17 protein-coding genes and 1 tRNA gene are annotated in these 14356 nt (G+C 72.3%); 7 read left to right on the top strand and 11 right to left on the bottom strand.

All coding sequences use genetic code 11. The features are described from left to right. Positions 1-24: 24 nt before the first annotated feature. Positions 25-1191, bottom strand: a complete 1167-nt coding sequence (gene recF, locus ACTIFU_RS00460) for a DNA replication/repair protein RecF (protein WP_439576304.1) — start codon at positions 1189-1191, stop codon at positions 25-27. Between the two features lie 312 nt (positions 1192-1503). Here recF and ACTIFU_RS00465 point away from each other — a divergent pair. Next, a tRNA-Val gene (locus ACTIFU_RS00465) sits at positions 1504-1578 on the top strand. 13 nt (positions 1579-1591) lie between these two features. Here the strand turns inward: ACTIFU_RS00465 and ACTIFU_RS00470 are convergent. Genes ACTIFU_RS00470 through crcB (ACTIFU_RS00480) form a run of 3 tightly spaced genes read right to left on the bottom strand, consistent with a single transcriptional unit; the run spans position 1592 to position 2749 of the window. Further along, on the bottom strand, positions 1592-1930 hold the full coding sequence (locus ACTIFU_RS00470; RefSeq protein ID WP_439576305.1) for a DUF190 domain-containing protein: 339 nt from the start codon (positions 1928-1930) through the stop codon (positions 1592-1594). A gap of 3 nt (positions 1931-1933) precedes the next feature. Continuing rightward, positions 1934-2353: a fluoride efflux transporter CrcB gene (crcB, locus tag ACTIFU_RS00475; RefSeq protein WP_439576306.1), complete on the bottom strand. Its 420-nt coding sequence runs from the start codon at positions 2351-2353 to the stop codon at positions 1934-1936. Between the two features lie 3 nt (positions 2354-2356). Further along, positions 2357-2749, bottom strand: coding sequence for a fluoride efflux transporter CrcB (gene crcB / locus ACTIFU_RS00480; protein ID WP_439576307.1), 393 nt, complete (start codon positions 2747-2749; stop codon positions 2357-2359). Between the two features lie 353 nt (positions 2750-3102). Between crcB (ACTIFU_RS00480) and ACTIFU_RS00485 the strand changes: the two genes are divergently transcribed. Both ACTIFU_RS00485 and ACTIFU_RS00490 read left to right on the top strand, forming a co-directional pair. Then, on the top strand, positions 3103-3630 hold the full coding sequence (locus tag ACTIFU_RS00485) for a bactofilin family protein (protein ID WP_439576308.1): 528 nt from the start codon (positions 3103-3105) through the stop codon (positions 3628-3630). A gap of 36 nt (positions 3631-3666) precedes the next feature. After that, on the top strand, positions 3667-4152 hold the full coding sequence (locus ACTIFU_RS00490) for a hypothetical protein (protein WP_439576309.1): 486 nt from the start codon (positions 3667-3669) through the stop codon (positions 4150-4152). Positions 4153-4159: 7 nt separating this feature from the next. On the opposite strand, the gene thpR is transcribed toward ACTIFU_RS00490, so the two are convergent. Both thpR and ACTIFU_RS00500 read right to left on the bottom strand, forming a co-directional pair. After that, positions 4160-4699 (bottom strand): RNA 2',3'-cyclic phosphodiesterase, encoded by a 540-nt coding sequence (gene thpR, locus ACTIFU_RS00495; protein ID WP_439576310.1) that lies wholly within the window; start codon positions 4697-4699, stop codon positions 4160-4162. Between the two features lies 1 nt (position 4700). Beyond that, positions 4701-5255 (bottom strand): arylesterase, encoded by a 555-nt coding sequence (locus ACTIFU_RS00500; protein WP_439576311.1) that lies wholly within the window; start codon positions 5253-5255, stop codon positions 4701-4703. 121 nt (positions 5256-5376) lie between these two features. On the opposite strand from ACTIFU_RS00500, the gene ACTIFU_RS00505 reads away from it, so the two are divergent. The 3 genes from ACTIFU_RS00505 (at position 5377) to ACTIFU_RS00515 (ending at position 9561) form a co-directional block, all read left to right on the top strand. Next, positions 5377-6105, top strand: coding sequence for an ABC transporter ATP-binding protein (locus ACTIFU_RS00505; RefSeq protein WP_439576312.1), 729 nt, complete (start codon positions 5377-5379; stop codon positions 6103-6105). After that, positions 6105-8687, top strand: a complete 2583-nt coding sequence (locus tag ACTIFU_RS00510) for an ABC transporter permease (protein ID WP_439576313.1) — start codon at positions 6105-6107, stop codon at positions 8685-8687. Before ACTIFU_RS00505 ends, ACTIFU_RS00510 begins: the two co-directional genes overlap by 1 nt. 91 nt (positions 8688-8778) lie before the next feature. Beyond that, positions 8779-9561 (top strand): Bax inhibitor-1/YccA family protein, encoded by a 783-nt coding sequence (locus ACTIFU_RS00515; RefSeq protein ID WP_439576314.1) that lies wholly within the window; start codon positions 8779-8781, stop codon positions 9559-9561. 72 nt (positions 9562-9633) lie between these two features. Here the strand turns inward: ACTIFU_RS00515 and ACTIFU_RS00520 are convergent, their stop codons facing one another. The 3 genes from ACTIFU_RS00520 to ACTIFU_RS00530 form a co-directional block, all read right to left on the bottom strand. Continuing rightward, complete coding sequence (locus tag ACTIFU_RS00520) at positions 9634-11304, bottom strand: Na/Pi cotransporter family protein (protein ID WP_439576315.1); 1671 nt, start codon at positions 11302-11304, stop codon at positions 9634-9636. Between the two features lie 79 nt (positions 11305-11383). Next, a complete protein-coding gene (locus tag ACTIFU_RS00525) occupies positions 11384-12262 on the bottom strand; it encodes a hypothetical protein (protein ID WP_439576316.1) in 879 nt (292 codons plus the stop codon). Between the two features lie 52 nt (positions 12263-12314). After that, positions 12315-12833 (bottom strand): CarD family transcriptional regulator, encoded by a 519-nt coding sequence (locus tag ACTIFU_RS00530; protein WP_439576317.1) that lies wholly within the window; start codon positions 12831-12833, stop codon positions 12315-12317. A 13-nt stretch (positions 12834-12846) separates the two neighbouring features. Here ACTIFU_RS00530 and ACTIFU_RS00535 point away from each other — a divergent pair, with 13 nt between their 5' ends. Then, positions 12847-13575: a hypothetical protein gene (locus ACTIFU_RS00535; RefSeq protein ID WP_439576318.1), complete on the top strand. Its 729-nt coding sequence runs from the start codon at positions 12847-12849 to the stop codon at positions 13573-13575. On the opposite strand, the gene fdxA is transcribed toward ACTIFU_RS00535, so the two are convergent. Beyond that, positions 13550-13882, bottom strand: a complete 333-nt coding sequence (gene fdxA / locus ACTIFU_RS00540) for a ferredoxin FdxA (RefSeq protein WP_439576319.1) — start codon at positions 13880-13882, stop codon at positions 13550-13552. The genes ACTIFU_RS00535 and fdxA overlap by 26 nt on opposite strands. Positions 13883-13951: 69 nt before the next feature. After that, positions 13952-14251 carry an RNA-binding S4 domain-containing protein gene (locus ACTIFU_RS00545; protein ID WP_439576320.1) on the bottom strand — a complete coding sequence of 100 codons (300 nt, stop codon included), beginning with the start codon at positions 14249-14251 and terminating at the stop codon, positions 13952-13954. Positions 14252-14356: the final 105 nt, after the last annotated feature.

A 14356-nucleotide genomic window follows, 5' to 3' on the forward strand; every position in this document is an offset into this window, starting at 1 on the left:
TTTCCCCGATGCTGGGGAGGTGCATTATACCCTGGACGGCACCGGATGGGCAGACCCGAGCCCGATCGGATCGAGCATGCCTCCCTCCACCCGGAAGGCTTCCGAGCCGCCGGCGAGCGGGGCGAACACGCGCGCATCGGTCCCCGTGAGGAAGGCCTGCGCCGGCAGTCCGGCGAGCGCCGCGAACAATGCCTCGCGCCGCGGTGCGTCGAGATGGGCCGCCACCTCGTCGAGCAGCAGGATCGGCGCGAAGCCGCGCGCCTCGGCGATCAGCGCGGCGTGGCCGAGCACGACGGAGACCAGCAGGACCTTCTGCTCGCCGGTCGAGCAGAGCGCGGCGGGAAGGTTCTTGGGCGCGTGGATCAGCGCAAGATCGGCGCGGTGCGGTCCGATCCGCGCCGAGCCGGACGCGGCATCCGTTGTCCGCCCCTCGCGCAGGCGCAGGCGCAGCGCGTCCTCGGCGGCAAGCGCCGGACCGGCCTCGAGTGCGGCGACCCAGTCGCAGACGACCTCGGCACGGGCGGCCGGGAACGCGCCCACGACCCGGGCCGCGAGGGCGCGGTTCAGCCGCGCGACCAGCTCCCGCCGTGCGGCCGCGACGGCGATGCCGTGCCGCGCCATCGCGTCTTCCAGCCCGTCGAGCCAGGCCGGATCGGCGCGGCCGGCGAGCAGGCGGTTGCGCTCGGCCAGCGCGGTCTCGTAGGCGGCGACCTCGCGCGCATGCGCGGGCTCGATCGCCCAGACCAGGCGGTCGAGGAACCGCCGCCGCCCCGCCGCGCCGTCCAGGAACAGCCGGTCCATCTGCGGCGTCAGCCACACCGCGGCGACACGCGCCGCGATCTCGGCCTGGCTGCGCGGCGCCGCGCCATCGAGCAGGAACGCGCGCCGGGTCGCGCCCGCCTCTTCGACCCCTGTGCCGAGCTCGAGTGGGCCCTCCGGGCCCGTGACGCGACCCGCAACCGCCCAGGTCGGAGCCACGCTGCCGTCCGGCTCGCGCCGCGCGAGCTCCGCGAGCCGCGCGCCGCGCAGGCCACGCCCGGGGGTGAGCAGGCTGATCGCCTCCAGGAGGTTGGTCTTGCCAGCGCCGTTCTGGCCCACGAGCACCACGACCGGCGCGGTGAACCGCGCGGTCAGGTCCTGGTAGGAGCGGAAGCACGTGAGCGTCAGGCGGTCGAGACGGAGAGGGGCCATGGGTGAGAGATGGTGCGTGAGCGACGGGCCGGTCACGTCCGTGGCAGTGGCACGGGATTGAGGTGTCAGTCAGGCGTTGTCGCCGGACGGCGCCCACGATCCAATGCTCACCGTCCCAGGCATGGGCCGGGGACGCAGCCGGGAGCCCCGGCCTCGGTGCAATCCCGGCCCGCAGGCGGAGCGCCGCATCTGCGTCCACGCTGCGTCCACGAGCCGAGGCGGCCGCACGGTCCGCGCGCCCTGGCCGGCCGCTCCGGCCGGCTTGACCCGCCCGCGAAACCTCGTCAGAACACCGCCTCTTCCTGGCCTTGCGGGCGCGTAGCTCAGCGGGAGAGCACTACCTTGACACGGTAGGGGTCAGAGGTTCGATCCCTCTCGCGCCCACCAGGACCGGCGGCACTCAATCCCCATCCGCACCGTACTGCACGACCCGCACCGGATCGAGCGTCACGAGCCCGCTGCCCATCATTCGCCTGAGCTCTGGGAGGAACGCGGTGATCCGCTCCGCGGCATCGATGATCTCGATCACCAGCGGCAGGTCCTCCGACAGGCGCAGGATCTTCGCCGTGTGCAGCCGGCTCGACCGCCCATAGCCCATCGGCCCGCGCAGCACCGTCGCGCCCGCAAGCCCGATCTCGCGCGCCTTCAGCACGATCGCCTCGTAGAGCGGGCGGCCCTCATGACGGTCGCTCTCGCCGATGAAGATGCGCAGCAGGAGCGCGTCCTCGGGGATCGGCATGACCTACCTCCTCAGCCGGTTGATCCGGGTGGCGAGTGTCCATCCCAGCCACACCGCCACGAGCCACAGCACGACCGAGACGCCGACAGCGAGTGTCGCGAGCGCGGGGCGCCCGGCCTCGACCAGACGAACGGTCTCAAGGCTGAAGATCGAGAACGTGGTGTAGCCGCCGCAGAGCCCGGTCATGACGAACTGGCGCTGGCGCGGCGAGGCGAGCAGCCGGCCATCCGGCCCGGCGAGCGCAGCATAGATACCGATAAGGAACGATCCGGTAACGTTCACGAACAGCGTGCCCCAGGGAAAGCCCGAACCGGCCCAGTCATGCAGTGCCTCACCCGCGAGCCAGCGCGCCGTGCCGCCAAGCGCGCTGCCGAGCGCGACCGCCGCGTACAGTGCCGTGGTCTCCCGCCAGGCGGGCGACACGGCTCAGCCCTGCGCCGCGAGCAGGGCGCCGATTGCGAGGCCGAGCGCCGCGGCCGCCGGGCAGAGCCCCAGCGACAGCGCGGTGTTCGCCCCGGCGCGCCGCCAGTCGCCGTCGCGCGCCAGTGCAAGTGTCTGCAGGCTGAACGACGAGACCGTGGTGTAGCTGCCGAGAAAGCCGATCACCGCGAGTTGCCAGGCGTGGTCGGCGACGGGCCGGCCAAGCCCCGCCGCCGCGAGTGCGGCGATGATGCCGATCGCGAGGGCACCGCTCACATTCACCACCATCGTGCCCCAGGGGAACGTTTCGCCGACGGCGCGGCCGACCACGCCCGACAGCCAGTACCGCGCCATGCCACCGAGCGCACTGCCGAGCACGACCCAGAACACCGCGTCCATGCCTCCGTCCCGCGCAGTCCGGACACCAGCCTCTCCGGATCGTCGCAGCGCGGCGCGCGTCGTGTCCACAGCCGGCATCCTGCGCGCCGGGCCGTCGCCGCGGTTGAGGTGCCTTGCGTGCCCTTCGCGTTGCGGCCCCGCAGTGCCGGTGTATGATCACTGGCAGTCCGCGCCCCCCGACTCGGCGCTCAACCCTGCAGCGAGACGAGGTTCCCCTGGCCCTCTTCAAGCGTCCTCGCACCGACGCGCCGGCCGCCGCATCCGACGCCGACGCAGGATACCGCGACGGTATTCGCCCCGTGTCCGACGAGGCGGTCGCCCGCCCGACCACGATCCGAAAGGAAGGCCCCTCCATGGCGTTGAAGCCGAACTTCCCGGCGACCGGGATCCCGCCACAGCCGACCCAGCCCTCCGCCGGCCCGCTCGCGCGGCCGGCGCCGGCGCCGGCGGCGCGACCGCAGGCCGGCGACCGTCGTGCACTGGTGGTCGGGCGCGGGATCGCGCTGTCGGGCGGCGCGATCAGCGACTGCGAGCGGCTGGAGGTGCACGGCACGGTCGAGGTGTCGATCCGTCACGCGCTCGAACTCATCATCGCCGATTCGGGCGTGTTTCGCGGCGAGGCGGAGATCGAGGAGGCCGACATCTCGGGCGCCTTCGACGGCTCGGTCACCGCGACGTCGAGGCTGGTGGTGCGCTCGACCGGGAAGGTCACCGGCACGATCCGCTGCCAGCGTCTGATGGTCGAGGAAGGCGCGCAGGTCTCGGGCCAGATTGAGATGATCTCGGCCGCCCCTGCCGCGCGCCCGGCTCCGGCGGCCATGGAGGCCACGCCGGCTGCCGCCCCCCCGGCACCGCCTGAGCCCGTCTACGCCCGGAGCTGATCTCGCCGTCCCGGCCGGAGCGCGCGCCCGCCGCCGATGACCGCCCCCGTCCCCGCGGCCCTCGCGCTGCTGGCGGGGGTCGTCGTCCTGATCGGTTGCGCCGGCTCTCAACCGGAGCGCGAGCAGGCGGCGCTCGACCACGCGCTGAGAGACATGGCAGCGGCCCAGGCGGGGCTGGAGGCGATGCGCCGTGGTGTTGCCCCCTACGAGGTCGCCCCGCGGCCGATCCTGCCTGCCGCCGCGCGCACCGGCCTGGCCCGATCGCCGCGTTCGGCCAACGATCTCGCCGGGCTGACGGATGGCGAACTGCGCGCCGTGATGGGCGATCCCGATCTCGTGCGCGACGAGGGCGAGGCGCAGGCCTGGCTCTATCGCGGCCCGTCCTGCCTGCTCGATGTGTTCCTGGAAGGGGAGAGCGAGCCCCGGGTGGTGCTGGCGACGGCGCGTGCGGCAGGGTTGAATCGGGTGCCGGAGGAGGTGTGCCTGCGCGCGCTCTCGCGTGCCCGCGCACGGCTCTGGTGACGGCCGCTCAGGCCAGCGCGTAGTCCGCTTCCGCCGTGTAGTGCGCCTGGTCGCGCGCAAGGTGCGACGAGAACAGGGTGAACCGTTCGACCGGCACCGGCGCGGCCCTGAACAATCCATGCGCCCGCAGGAACTCGCCCAGCTTCACCGGATCGGGGTTGTCCAGCCGGGCCAGCGTTACGTGCGGGCTGAACCGCCTCCGTTCCGGCTCGCAGCCAGCCCGCACCACCGCGGATTCGATCTTGGCGCGCAGGTGCTCAAGCGCCGGGTTCTTCTCCACCCCGACCCAGAGCGCGTTCGCCCGTCCGCGCGCCTCGAAGGCCCCCACTCCCGCGAGCGTCAGTGCGAAACCGCGCGCGCTGATGGCCGAGAGGCTCGTGTCGATGTCGTCGGCGCGGCCGTTGTCCACCGCGCCGATGAAGCGCAGTGTGAGGTGGTAGTTCGCGGGCGGCACCCATTTCGCGCCGGCGAAGCGGTGCATGACCAGCAGCTGGAGCCGCTCACGCAGCTCCTGCGGCAGGGCCAGCGCGACGAACAGCCGTACCACGTCACGACCTCGCCTTCGCGATCAGCCGCTCGACCGCGGGAAGGATGCGCGCGACCATCACCGCGACCCCGCGCGCGTTCGGATGGATCCCGTCCGGCTGGTTGAGCGCGGGCTCCGCCGCCACGCCGTCGAGGAAGAACGGATAGAACACCACGTCATGCTCGCGCGCGAGGCGCTCGAACGCGCCGCGGAATGCCTCGCCGTATTCGCTCCCGAGATTGGGCGGCGCAAGCATACCGGCCAGCAGCGCGGGAACGCCACGCTCGGCGAGCCGGCGCAGGATCGCGTCGAGATTGGCGTAGGTTGCCTCCGGGGCGACCGCGCGCAGCCCGTCATTGCCCCCCAGCGCCACGATCGCGACATCCGGCCGCTCGGCGAGCGCCCAGTCGAGCCGCGCCCGCCCACCGGCGGTGGTGTCGCCGGAGACGCCGCCGTCCAGCACCCGCGCGGGGATGCCTTTGGCACGCAGCGCGGCTTCGAGCTGGGCGACGAAGCCCTCGGAGCGCGCGAGGCCGTAGCCCGCGGTCAGGCTGTCGCCGAGGGCCAGGATCCGCACCTCGCGCGCCTCGGCCCGCCCTGACATGGGCGTGAGAACGGCGGCCCCTGCCAATGCCAGCGCTTTGCGCCGGCCCAGCCCCGAGCCATATCCCTGCTGATCTCCGGAGGATTTTCCCGACATGGACGCCATGGTTCACCCCGCTCGGGCGGGCGGCGATGCCCTGATTGATGTGCGTGACCTGCACTTCACCGTGGCGTCGCAGGCCGGCGAGGTCAACATCCTGCGCGGCATCACGCTGTCCGTGACGCAGGGCGAGGCGGTCGGCGTGGTCGGGCCGTCCGGCTCGGGCAAGTCCACGCTGATGATGCTGCTCGGCGGGCTCGACCGGCCCACCGGCGGCGCGGTGCGTGTCGCTGGGCACGACCTTGGCGCGCTGGATGAGGACGCGCTCGCCCGCTTCCGGCGCGATCATGTCGGCATCGTGTTCCAGTCGTTCCACCTCGTGCCGACCATGACGGCCGAGGAGAACGTGGCGATCCCGCTGGAGTTCGCCGGTGTGCGCGGGGCGTTCGAGCGGGCGCGCGCGGTGCTCGAGAGCGTCGGGCTCGGCCACCGCATCCACCACTATCCGGCGCAGCTCTCGGGCGGTGAGCAGCAGCGCGTGGCGCTTGCGCGCGCCTTCGTCGCCGAGCCCGAGATCATCCTCGCCGACGAGCCGACCGGGAACCTCGACCAGGCGACGGGGTCGCAGGTGATCGAGTTGCTGTTCGGATTGCGCGCCCGCCACGGCACGACGCTGGTGCTGATCACCCACGACCCCGATCTCGCCCACCGCTGCGGCCGGATCGTCTCGCTCGCCGACGGGCGCGTGGTCTCCGACCGGCCAGCGCTGCCAGAGGCGGCCTGATGGAGGGCACGCTCGCGCCTCCCCGCCCGGCGGTCGCGGCCAGAAGCGGGGAGGCTTCCGTCCTCGGCACGGCCTGGCGGCTGGCGCTGCGCGAACTGCGCGGCGGCACGCGCGGCCTCAGGATCGTCATTGCCTGCCTCGCCCTCGGCGTCGCCGCGATCGCCGGCGTCGGCACGCTGACCAGCGCCGTGCTGGAGGGCATGCGCGCGGACGGGCGGCGCATCCTGGGCGGGGATCTCGAGGTCTCGGCGGGCAACAGGCCGATCGCGCAGAACGCGCTCGACTGGATCGCCGCACGCGGCGGGCAGATCGCCGAGGTGGTCGAGATGCGCTCGATGCTGGTGGTCGAGGATGGCGCGCGCGATCGCATGCTGGTGGAGCTGAAGGCGGTCGGGCCGGCCTATCCGCTCTACGGCAACGCGCGGATCGAGGGCGCACCCGACTTCGCCACTGGTTTGGAGTCGCGCGACGGCGTGCCGCGCGTCGCGGTCGAGCCCGTGGTGATGGATCGGCTCGGCCTCGCGCCGGGGCAGCGCGTCCGGGTTGGTGACGCCGTGTTCGCGGTCGCCGGCGCGATCGCCGAGGAGCCGGACCGGGTGGCGCGGCCCACCGTATTCGGCCCGCGTGCGCTGATCAGCCGCGACGCGCTGGACGCGACCGGGCTGGTGCAGCCCGGCAGTCTCGTCCGGTTCGACTACCGTGTGCGCTTGGCGGCGGGCGAGGACGTGCGCGCCTTCATCGCCTCCCTGCGCGCGACCTTCCCCGACGGCGGCTGGCGCATCCGCAGCTACGCCGAGGCCGCGCCCGGCGTGATCCGGTTCGTCGAGCAGACCTCGCTGTTCCTCACGCTGGTCGGCCTGACCGCGCTGCTGGTCGGCGGGATCGGCGTGGTGAACGGCGTGCGCGCCTGGCTCGACAGCCGCCGTCGCACCATCGCGACGCTGAAATGCCTCGGCGCGCCGGCCGCGACCGTGTTCGCGACCTACGCGATCCAGCTCGGCGCGATCGCCGTGCTCGGCATCGCGATTGGGTTGGTGGTCGGCACGGGTGCGCCCTGGCTCGCCGGCGCGCTGCTGGCCGACGTCCTGCCGGTGCCGCCGCGCTTCGGGCTCTACCCCTTACCGCTCGTGCTCGCCGCGCTGTTCGGGCTGCTGACGGCCGCGACCTTCGCGCTCTGGCCGCTCGCGCGCGCCCGCGAGATCCCCGCGGTGGCGCTGTTCCGCGACGAGGTGGCGCAGAGCCGCGCCCGGCCGCGCGCCTGGGTGATCGCGGCCAACATGGCGCTCGCCGCGGCGTTGGTGGGGCTGGTCGTGGCGGTGGCGCAGGACCGCCAGTTCGCCGCCGCGTTCTGTGGCGCCGCCGCCGGCACGCTGGTGCTGTTCCGGCTCGGCGGCTGGGCGGTGAAGCGCGCGGCCGCCGCCGCGCCGCGCCACCTGCCGCCGGCGCTCCGGCTCGGGCTCGCCAATCTGCACCGCCCCGGTTCGGCGACCGCGCTGATGCTGGTCTCGCTCGGCCTGGGGCTCTCGACCCTCGCCTCGGTGGCAATGATCCAGGGTAACCTCCAGCGCCAGGTGGGGGAGCGCCTGCCCGAGCGGGCACCTGCGTTCTTCTTCATCGACATCCAGAACGATCAGGTCGTGCGGTTCGACCAGCTGGCCGCGTCCGTGCCCGGGGTCGGCGAGATTGCGCGCGTGCCGTCCTTGCGGGCGCGGATCGTCGCCGTGAACGGCACGCCTGCCGAGCAGGTGCAGGCGACCGAGGACACGGCGTGGGCGCTGCGTGGCGATCGCGGCCTCACCTATGCCGGGACGCCACCCGAGGGCACACGGCTGGTCGCGGGGTCGTGGTGGTCGCCCGACTACCGGGGCGAGCCGCTGGTGTCGTTCGACGGACGGCTTGCCGCCGGCTGGGGCATCGGCGTGGGTGACCGGCTGACCGTGAACGTGCTGGGCCGCGACCTCGATCTCCGCATCGCCAGCCTGCGCGTGATCGACTGGCGCAGCTTCGGGCTGAACTTCACCCTGATCGCCTCGCCCGGGCTGCTGGAGGCGGCGCCGCACACGCACATCGCGACGGTGCACGCGCTGCCCTCGGCCGAGGCGCCGCTGCTGCGCGCCGTCACCGACGCGCTGCCGAACGTCTCGGCGATCCGGGTGCGCGATGCGCTCGAATCGGTGAACCAGCTCCTGGGCCGGATCGGCGACGCGCTGTCCTCCACCGGCGGCATCACCCTGCTCTCGGGGGCGCTCGTGCTCGCCGGGGCGATCGCGGCCGGGCGGCGGCAGCGCATCCGCGACGCGGTGGTGCTGAAGACGCTGGGGGCGACGCGGCGGCAGATCCTCGCCGCCTATCTGGTGGAGTTCGGCATCCTTGGCGCCGCCGCCGGGCTGCTCGCCGCCCTGGTCGGCTCGGCCGCCTCCTGGGCGGTGACGACCTACGTGATGCGCGCCGACTGGGCGTTCCTGCCCGGCACGCTGGGTGTCACCATCCTCGCCTGCGTCGTGCTCACGATCGCGTTCGGCTGGCTCGGCACCTGGGCGGCGCTCAGGGCGAAGCCGGCGCCACTGCTGCGGGCGGAGTAGCCGGCGGTGATCCGGATTTCATTTGATTCCTGATCACGCCGGGCCATATTCGCAACCGAAACCGCCAACCGACGGGAGGTTGAAGCAACCCATGGCCTGGACTCCTGAAACCCGCGCCTATGGCGCAACGCAGACGGTGCCGTCCGCCGGCGTGGACGCCGCGCGGCTGGATACCGGCCTTCGCAAATACCTGCTCGGCGTCTACAACTACATGGCGTCGGGCCTGCTGCTGACCGGCATCATCGCGCTCCTGTTCGCGACCACGCCGGCGCTGTTGCAGCTGCTCTACGCCCCGGTGCAGACCCCGGCAGGCGTGGTCGTGCGTCCGACCATCCTCGCCTGGGTGGCGATGCTGAGCCCGCTCGCCTTTGTCCTGGTGCTGAGCTTCGGCATCAACAAGCTGTCGAAGACGGCCGCGCAGGGGCTGTTCTGGCTGTTCGCCGGCGCGATGGGCCTCAGCCTGACCAACATCTTCCTGGTGTTCACCGGCGAGAGCATCGCGCGCGTGTTCTTCATCACCGCCGCCACCTTCGCAGCGATGAGCGTGTACGGCTACACCACCCAGCGCGACCTCTCGAAGATGGGCGCGTTCCTGATGATGGGCCTGATCGGCATCATCATCGCGATGGTGGTGAACATCTTCCTTGCCTCGTCGGCGCTGCACTTCGCGATCAGCGTGATCGGCGTGCTGGTGTTCGTTGGCCTGACCGCCTGGGACACCCAGCGGATCAAGAACGACTACATCCAGCATGCCTATGCCGAGGGCACGGAGCTCGCCGGCAAGCGCACGGTGATGGACGCGCTGGCGCTCTACCTGAACTTCATCAACCTGTTCATGATGCTGCTCCAGCTCTTCGGTCAGCGGAACGAGTAGCCCGCGCGGCAGCGGATGTGAGCGGGGCCCGGGGAGCGATCCTCGGGCCCTGTCCGTTGAGGCGTGCGGCGTCTACGGGGTGGCGAGGGCGTCGGGCGCCTCGCGCAGCCGCGACGGCCTGAGTTTGCCCTTGCTCTCCAGGATCGGGTGCGCCACGGCGGTCAGGTGCGCGATCACGCGCTTGAGGTCGCGCAGGATGTCGAGATGCATCGACGAGGTCTCGATCGAGGCGAGCGTGCCCTCGCGCAGCCGGCGCAGATGGCTCTCGGTCGCCTGGCGCTCGATCACCCGCACGTCCTCCTTCGCCTCGACGAGTTGGCGTGCCATCTCGACATCGCGCGTGACGAACACCGCCACCGCGAGCCGCAGCTGCTCGACCGCGAGCGAATGCAGGCGCTTGATCTCGCCCCACCCCTCGTCGGAGAAGGAGACGCGCAGCCGGTGCTTCTTCGCCGCGAGCTCAAGCAGCGTCTTGTCGATGATGTCGCCGACATGTTCGAGATTGGTCGTGAACAGGATCAGGTCGAACGCCTGGCGCGACTGCTCCTCCGTCAGCGGCCGGCGCGTGAGCCGCGTCAGGTAGAGCTTGACCTCCTCCTGCGCCCGGTCAACCTCGGCATCGAGCCGCTTGATCGCCTCGCGCCGCGTCGCATGCGCCTGCTCGAAGGGCAGGATCGCCTCGCGCAGCATCACCTCGACCGTGTCGGCAAGGCGCATCACCTCGCGTGTGGCCGCCGACAGCGCCACGTTCGGCCGATCCAGCGCCTCCTCGTCGAGATGGCCGATCGGCTGCGCGCCAGGCTCGGGCATCGGGTCGGGGAGCACGCGGCGGAGCAGTTGCGCGGCCGGTCCGGTGAGCGGCAGGAACACGGTCGCGAGCGCGAGATTGAACAGCGTGTGCGCATTGGCGGTCTGGCGCGCGACATCCGTGTCGATCAGCGCGAGCAGCGCGGCGGCGTGTTCGACGAGCGGCAACGCCGCGAGCGCGCCCGCCGCGCGGAACATCAGGTTGCCCACCAGCATGCGCCGCACCGCGGGCGGCGCGCGCAGGTTGACGCCGAGCGGAATGAACCCCGAGCCGATATTCGCACCCAGGACCAGCGTGACGGCGAGCGACGCGTCCAGCACGCCGGCCAGGGCGAGCGAGATGAACAGCAGCACCGATGCGACCGAGGAGTGCGCCAGCCAGGTCAGCAGGGCAGCGATCGCCAGCGCAAGCAGCGGTTCGCCGCCGAGATGGGCCAGCACCTCGATCAGCAGCCAGTTCTCGCGCAGCGGCTGCGAGGCCGCGACGATCATCCCGAGTGCGAGGATCATGAGCCCGAGCCCAATGAACACCCGGCCCGACTGCTTCACGATCGCATTCTCCGACAGCATGAAGGCGAGCGTGCCGGCCAACAGCAGGGCGGGGATCGCAGGGCGCGGGTCGAACGACATCGCCTGCACCACGAGCGTCGAGCCGATATCGGCGCCGAGCAGCACCGCGAGCGCGGGGGCGAGGGCGATCAGCCCGCGCTCGGCGAAGGAGGTCAGCAGCAGCGCGGCCGCAGTCGAGCTTTGCAGTGTCGCCGCAGTCGCGATCCCGGCGCCGCAGGCAGCGATCCGGTTGCGCGTCGCCCGCGCGATCAGCCCGCGCAGCCGCTCGCCAAAGGCGCGCAGTACGCCCGTGCGGACCATCCGGGTCGCCCAGATCAGCAGGGCGACACCGCCGAGCAGGTTCAGCAGCAGCATCTGCCCCGACATCGGACTCCGTCCTCCGCGACTCGCGCATCATATGACACTTTGATGACAGGGGCTCGCAGGGCACGCCAGCGGCGTGGGGTTATGCCTCGAGCACTTCGAGCACCTCACCCGTGGGGGTAAAGCAGGCCGCGACCAGTTGTCCGCCGAGGCCGCAGCCGGCATCCAGTGTGACTCCGTAGCCGTGCTCGACCGGCCCGTCGGCGCGGCGGCAGAACCCGCGCACCAGCCGCGCGAACCCGCCCCAACCGCGGATCTCGCCGTCCTCGCCGGCGATCCCGGCGGCGGCGCGCTCGAAACCGAGATCGTCCCACCAGAACGAGTCGCCCTGGGCGTCGAACGGCCGGTCGGGGTTCACGCCGGCGGCGACGAACAGCACGCCGGGCGCCTCGCCGGCGAGGTCCTGCGGCACGGTGAAGGCGGCGCGCTTGAGCGTGGTCAGCAGCGGCTCGTGGCCGGGGCGGGCGCGGATCGCGGCCATCAGCCCCGCGGTCCAGCGCGCCCGCTCGACCGGCCCCTGCCCCGCCGCTCGCAGGCCCTCGGCGACCGTCGCGCCATAGGCAGCAAGCGTCGCGCCGATGCCATGATCGGCCATCCAGCGCACCGCCTCCACCGCGGTCGCCGGGCCGGGCGCGTATTGCAGGCGGAGCAGGCGGTGCAGCATCTCCTCCTGGGCGCCGCGCAGCAGCACAACGTCCTCGGGCTCGAACCCGGGACGCGCGAGCACGGCGCGGCGGAACAGCAGGATCTCGTCGAGCGTGCCGCCGACATCGGGGCCGATTCCCAGCGCATTGCCGAGATAGACCAGCCGGTCGCCGAGCCAGACCCGGGTCTCCAGCGCCGCATGCAGGGCAGAGAGCCGCGCGCGCTCGCCGCGCACCGCGGCAACGGCCCAGACGCGGCGCGCGGGCGAGAGCCGGGCGAAGCGGTCTGCGGCGGGTGCGGAGGCGGATGTGGTCATGCAGGGGCGATCATGCCCCGGCTTGCGCCGGGACGCGACCGCGCCCCGCTGGTCAGGCCGCCTTCAGCACCGTCGCGAGCTTGGCCGCCGCGGTCGGCTTGTCGACCTGCTCGATCGCGGCGAGCTCGGCGGCGAGGCGGTCCATCGCCTGCTCATAGATCTGCCGCTCGCTGAACGACTGGTCGGGCTGGCCGGCGTTGCGGTGCAGGTCGCGCACCACCTCGGCGATCGCGATCGGATCGCCGGAGTTGATCTTCGCCTCGTACTCCTGCGCCCGGCGGCTCCACATGGTGCGCTTGACGCGCGCGCGGCCCTTCAGCGTGGAGAGCGCGAGGTCGATCGCTTTGCGTGAAGAGAGCTTGCGCAGCCCGGCGGTCTTGGCCTTCGCAACCGGCACGCGGAGCACCATCCGGTTCTCCTCGAACTCGACCACGATCAGGGTCAGCCGGTGCCCGGCGATCTCCTCGTTGACGATGCCGGTCACGCGCCCGACGCCGTGGGTCGGGTAGACCACATAATCGCCGACCACGAACTCCGGCTGCGGCGGTGCGGCCGGGGCCTCGGCGACCACGGCGGCGTTCGCGTTGGCGGCGACCGGCGGCTTGGCAGGGACAAGCCTTTTCGGCGGTGCCGCGGGCACGGCCTGGACCGGCGTGGCCGGGACGACCGGCGGAGCGGGTGGCGGCGTGGGAACCGGGACGGGCGCAGGCTTCGCGGCGGCCGGCTTCGGGGCCGGCGTCGGATCCGGGGCCGGCCTCGGCGCAGACTTCGCGGCGGGCGCCGCGGGCTTGGGCGGGGCCGCCTTCGCGGCGGCAACCGCCTTGGTCGCGACCGGCTTCGGTGCGGGCTTCGGCGGCACGGGCTGCTTCGCGACGGGCTTGGCCGCCGCCTTGGCCGCAGGCTGCGGCGCAGGCTTCGACACCGCCTTCACGGGCGGCTTCACCGCCGCCTTGGCAGCCGACGCCTTGGCAGGCGGCCTGGTCGCCGCCTTGCCGGCCGCCTTGCTTGCCGGACGCACAGCACGTCGCGCCGCAGCCTTCGCGGTCATACCCTTCCCCGTCACTTTCGTCCTTCCTGTCGCCTTCGTTGCCATCGTCCGACATCTGCTCGTGGGCCGCCGGGCACCATCACGGTCCGGAAACACACCTGCCTTTGCCGCGGCAGGGAGCCGCGGTCGGCGCAAGCGGTCAGCGGACGAAGATGGCGGCCGTCGCGGCCAATCGCTGAATTATAGCAGCAATCGCGACCGATTTCAGCCCCCGCGCAGGCATGGCGGGGTCGACCTGTTCAGGGCACGCCAGGTTCCGGACTGAACAGGCCCATCTTCTCCGGCTTGCCCTTCCAGTCATCTGCATCAGGCGGCGGCTCACCCTTGCGGGTTATGTTAGGCCAGAGTTGTGCATACTCTCGGTTGTGTTCTACCCATGCGACTGCACGCTGCTCGGTGTCGGGCAGGATAGCCTCGACCGGACACTCCGGCTCGCACACACCGCAATCGATGCACTCGTCCGGGTGGATCACCAGCATGTTCTCGCCGACATAGAAGCAGTCCACCGGGCAGACCTCGACGCAGTCCATGTACTTGCAGCGGATGCAGGCATCGGTGACGACGTAGGTCATGCAGGGCTCCGGTCTGACGCGCCACGACTTGGGGCCATCCGTGCTGCAACGCAAGACTGGCCCGGCGGGTCAGCTCTGCGCGGGATCGAGGTCCTCGTAGAGACGCTGCGCCGCCTCGGCCGGACCACGCCGGACGCCGAGACTCAGCACGCGCACCACCCGCACGGAGGGGCCGATCCCGAGGGTCAGCACGTCGCCGGGGCGGATGCGGGCGTGGGCCTTCTCGGTGCGCTGGCGGTTGATGCGGATGCGCCCCTGCGCGGCCAGTCGCGCGGCCATCGCGCGGGTCTTGAAGAAGCGGGCGCACCAGAGCCAGCGGTCGAGCCGCTGCCAGCCGAGTGCGCCGTCCGCCGGGTCGTCCGTGCTCACGCCTTGGCGCGCAACGCGGCGAGTGCGGCGAACGGCCCCTCGCCGCCGCCAAGCGGTGCGGCGCGCGGCGGGGACGGAGCGCGTCGGCGGGCACCCACCATGGTC

This window comes from Elioraea sp. (assembly GCF_051860475.1).
Classification (GTDB): Bacteria; Pseudomonadota; Alphaproteobacteria; order Acetobacterales; family Acetobacteraceae; genus Elioraea.